We start from the raw sequence: 4480 nt of genomic DNA on the forward strand, positions 1-4480 counted from the left end.
AAATTTAGAATTCAAAATTTCTTAAAAGGTGGATGAATTTTTAACAGATAAACACACCCTATCTATTTTTGCACTAAGTAATGGAAGATACTATAGTCAGGGATACGGACAGCTTGTTTGGAATATTATTGAATTAATAAAAAATTTCTAACCCAGCGCTTCCCCTGACCACGGCTATCGCTCGGGCAGGTGAGCTTGGTCGTTAGGCTGATAGGAGGTAAAATTATGAGATTAAAAAAGGGATTAGTTGCAGGTCTTGTGGCAGGAATTGTAATGATGGTAATTGGGGTAATTACAGCGGGGATGAGCAAAGGGTGGTATCAGGCTACTCCCCAATGCTGGATAGTCTCAGTAATTCCAATAGACATCAGGTCTGTCTTTTCACCGACTTCTTTATGGCTTACTTGTTTTGGAGGATTTGTCGGTATTCTTTTTGGATTGGTATACTCTGTAGTTCAAGCTGGTATTCCAGGGACTGGGATAAAGAAGGGATTAATCTATGGATTTTTACTATATTTAATCGGTGGATTACCAGGAGTGATTATAAACTGCTTTAGCATAAAGACTCCTGCAGTTTTTGGATTAATAACCGCAAGAGGATGGCTACTTTTAATCCACTTAACTTTGGTATTGATTTATGATTTATTAATGGGTATAATAATTGCAATAGTCTATGAAAAGGTAAGTAAGATATTGACAAGAGCCTAACAAGTCGCTGCAGCCGACCTCGCTTGGCGCTCGGCGGCTGAGCTCTGTCGTTAGCAATAGAAAAACATATTATGCGAGGAGGAAATAATATGGGTATGTTCAAGAAGAAAGTTAGGGTATCCAATAGTAAGAATCCGAATCAGTTCTTTGAAGAGGATTTTTGGGTGGATACTGGTGCTCTTTATTCTTTTGTGCCAGAAGATTATCTTGAAAAAATAGAGGTGGAACCATCTGCAAAACGAAATTTAATACTTGCAGACGGTCGGCAAGATACGAGGCTCCTCGGCTTCTGTGATTTTCAGATCGAAGGCCTAGAAGGTAGTATTCCATGTCCAGTAATTTTTGCTAAAAAGGGCTCTCTTTTCTTGCTTGGAGCAACAGCTTTGGAAAACTTCGGAGTTGAGGTAGATCCAATTCAAAAAAAGCTGAAGCCAATCTTAGCAATTATTGGAAGCTTCATGGCTTCACAATAACAATTGCTAACAACTCGCTGCAGCCGACCTCGCTTACGCTCGGCGGCTGAGCTTGGTCGTTAGGCAACAATGAAAAGAATCTTTATTCTGTTTGGAATCTTAGGGTCTATAGTTATAGCTATTTTTGTCTATATCAACTGGGGACAAAAAGAAGAAAGAATATCATATTTTTCAAACATAAGAGATGTTAAACTTTCAATTTCTAGACCCTATTATACATTTATGACTTACAACATCCAGCTGGGATTTAATAGATACAGTGATCCATGGGATAAAAAACAGATTGGAGGGACAGAAGATAATCTTATGCACATTGTTAAAGCGATAAAGTCAGTTGATCCTGATGTGGTTGCACTTCAGGAAGTGGCAAAAGATCGCTCAAATACAAAGATTAAAACCCAGATTGAATTTCTTGCTGAAAAGCTGAATATGAATTATGCGTATGGAGCTCATGGGGAAAATACTCCTGGAGGATTTTTATCACGAGGATTATGGGGCAATGCTATATTATCCAAGTACAAGATTTTGAATATCCAAAATCATGAGATATTCTACAAAGATAGAGGGAGCCGAAGAAGTTGTCTTGAGGCTACCATTCAATTTCCCCAAGGTCCAGTGACGGTATTTTCTACTCACTTCAGATTTGACGATTTTAAAGGAGAGGTGAGAAACACAGTAGATCTAATAGAAAAATCTATAAATCCTATTGTATTAATGGGAGATTTCAATCTTCTCCCAGCAGACAAACTATTAATTCCTATTTTAGAAAAGTTGTCTGACACTTGCAAAAAAGTCCATAATGAGAATTCGCTATTTGTGCAACAATATGGAACATGTGGTAATCCAGGAGGGAAACCTATCAATTGCCCTTTTTGTGGCAAGCCCTTGCCTTTTGGATGCAGAATTGACAATATCTTTATTTCACCAGAATTATTTGAAGTAGTAGATGTAGGATTGATTCCAAAAGAGTATTGGGAAGTATCAGATCATGTTGCTTATTTTGCCCAATTGAGATTTAAGAAGTGATGCAGTTGCCTAACCCATCGCTGCACCTGACCGCCAAAGGCGGCGGCTGAGCTCAGTCGTTATTTGACAAATGATCTCATAAATATTAGGATAGAAGAGGTGCTGAATGAAAGAGTCAATATACCTTGAGACTACAGTAGTAAGCTATTATACTTCTAAACCTAGTCGAGATATCATAGTCCTTGCTCATCGAGAAATTACACGGCAATGGTGGCCTATGGCAATAAGACGATTTAACATCTTTATCTCTGAGGTTGTAACTGAAGAGGCTGGATTGGGTGATCAAGAAGCAGCCAAAAGAAGATTAGAAGAATTAAAGAATTTCTCTCATCTCGAATTAAATGATAAAGTTGAGGAAATGGCTCAAGTGTATATGGAAAAGTTAGAAATTCCAGAAAAGTCTTTCCGTGACGCTGCTCATCTTGCTATTGCCTCTGTCCATAACATTGACTATCTTATAACTTGGAATTGTGCACACCTTGCTAATGGTGAAGTTATTAAGAAGTTAATGAAGATAAACGAGCCCTTTGGTATTCACACACCGATTATTTGTACACCAGAGGAGTTAATGGAGGTGTAACTATGTGGCAAGACCCAATTGTCCAAGATGTCCGCAGAGCAGGTGAAGAACTTGCAAGGCAAGCAAATTATAACCTGCACACTTTTTTTCAAAATCTGCGAAACAACGAAAAGAAAAAAAACTTTAAGGTAATCAGTCAGATAACCAATCGTTGCCGCGGACGGGCTATCGCCCGCCGCTGAACTTAGTCGTTAGGTAGTGAAAAGCAAGGAGGAACATATGACATTACCGTATGTGTTTAACTCCTTAATATGTGTTTAAGCTTCCTCATTAAAGAGGCAGAAACGAATTGTTTAATTGTAAATTTTAAATTGCAAATTTAAAGAGGTAAAAAATAATATCATAAAAAATTCATCACTCTCTCAATTTGCAATTTACAATTTGCAATTGTTTAGCTTTAGCTAAACACGTACTATAGTATCTTCCATTACTTAGTGCAAAAATAGATAGGGTTGTGTTTATCTGTTAAAAATTCATCCACCTTTTAAGAAATTTTGAATTCTAAATTTTGAATTTTGAATTGAAGGTTTAAGTTTTATAAAATTTTTTCCCTTTTAATTCAAAATTCAACATTCAAAATTCATAATTTTATAAAGTTTTCCTTAAGATTATCTAAACACATACATTTTGTAAAGCGTTATGGAATTAACTATAATTTATAGTGTAAGTGAAAAATGGGTTATTCCACAAAAGGTTTTTTTGCCTCTTTTTTTCTCCATATAATTGTTATTTTAGGGATTGTTAATGCCTATAAGCTTTTTCCCCAAGATGAAAAAATCGTTTTAGACTTTGGTATTGTAAAGGAAAAACCCGTATCTTTTCAAAAAAAAGAAGGAGGTGCAAAGCCACTTATTCCAAGAAAAGAAAAGCCCAAAGAGCCTCCAAAGCTATTGTCTTCTCCTCCTTTGGAAAAAAAAGAAAAGCAACCCCCTTTAACAGAAAATCTATTATCACCCGTAAATAATAGAGAAGAATCCATTGAGCTTGAAGGATACGAGATAGGTTCTAGCAATTTAGGCCCTGATAGCAGTATTAATGAAAGAGGTATGGGAGAAGGAGAAGGCATAGGAGAAGGAGAGGGTATCGGAGAAGGAGAGGGTATCGGAGAAGGAGAGGGTATCGGAGAAGGTATATTTGAGGCAACTAGCCTTGACTTTCCTTTAAAAATTATCTCCTTTATCCCGCCGAAATATCCGAATATCGCAAAGGAAAACGGCATAAATGGTTTGGTTAAGATAAAGCTTCTTATTAATCCAGAGGGAATGGTGGATAATGCAGAAATAATTGCAGAGGAGCCCAAAGGTTTTAATTTTGCAAAGGAATCATTAAAGGTGGTTAAAAATTATAAATTTACCCAACCAAAGGTATTAGAAAAGCCTGTCTTTGCTTACTACATCCTTCCCTTAAGGTTCTCTCTGGAAGATTAGTTTTAACAAGAAAGCATGGCTTATTTAGCTGCCCTTACCGCCATTGATGGCTACCTTTTGTCTATTGATACACCAAAAGATAAGCTTCCCACCTCAATTGATGGCTATGAAAAATACTTGCATAAAATCCCCCACAATGGTAAACTATAGTATCTTCCATTACTTAGTGCAAAAATAGATAGGGTTGTGTTTATCTGTTAAAAATTCATCCACCTTTTAAGAAATTTTGAATTCTAAATTTTGAATTTTGAATTGAAGGTTGATTT

At 36.5% G+C, this 4480-nt stretch carries 6 protein-coding genes; all 6 read left to right on the forward strand.

Annotated features, from left to right (window positions below):
- Positions 1 to 225 precede the first annotated feature (225 nt).
- The 6 genes from AB1397_08445 (at position 226) to AB1397_08470 (ending at position 4364) form a co-directional block, all read left to right on the forward strand.
- Positions 226 to 708, forward strand: coding sequence for a hypothetical protein (locus tag AB1397_08445; protein ID MEW6483001.1), 483 nt, complete (start codon positions 226 to 228; stop codon positions 706 to 708).
- A gap of 95 nt (positions 709 to 803) precedes the next feature.
- On the forward strand, positions 804 to 1181 hold the full coding sequence (locus AB1397_08450; protein MEW6483002.1) for a hypothetical protein: 378 nt from the start codon (positions 804 to 806) through the stop codon (positions 1179 to 1181).
- A 69-nt stretch (positions 1182 to 1250) separates the two neighbouring features.
- A complete protein-coding gene (locus AB1397_08455) occupies positions 1251 to 2207 on the forward strand; it encodes an endonuclease/exonuclease/phosphatase family protein (GenBank protein MEW6483003.1) in 957 nt (318 codons plus the stop codon).
- A 106-nt stretch (positions 2208 to 2313) separates the two neighbouring features.
- Positions 2314 to 2787, forward strand: a complete 474-nt coding sequence (locus AB1397_08460) for a type II toxin-antitoxin system VapC family toxin (GenBank protein MEW6483004.1) — start codon at positions 2314 to 2316, stop codon at positions 2785 to 2787.
- Between the two features lie 674 nt (positions 2788 to 3461).
- A complete protein-coding gene (locus tag AB1397_08465) occupies positions 3462 to 4214 on the forward strand; it encodes an energy transducer TonB (GenBank protein ID MEW6483005.1) in 753 nt (250 codons plus the stop codon).
- 15 nt (positions 4215 to 4229) lie between these two features.
- Positions 4230 to 4364, forward strand: a complete 135-nt coding sequence (locus AB1397_08470) for a hypothetical protein (protein ID MEW6483006.1) — start codon at positions 4230 to 4232, stop codon at positions 4362 to 4364.
- Positions 4365 to 4480: the final 116 nt, after the last annotated feature.

It is taken from the genome of bacterium (genome assembly GCA_040756715.1).
Taxonomy (GTDB): Bacteria; UBA9089; UBA9088; order UBA9088; family UBA9088; genus JBFLYE01.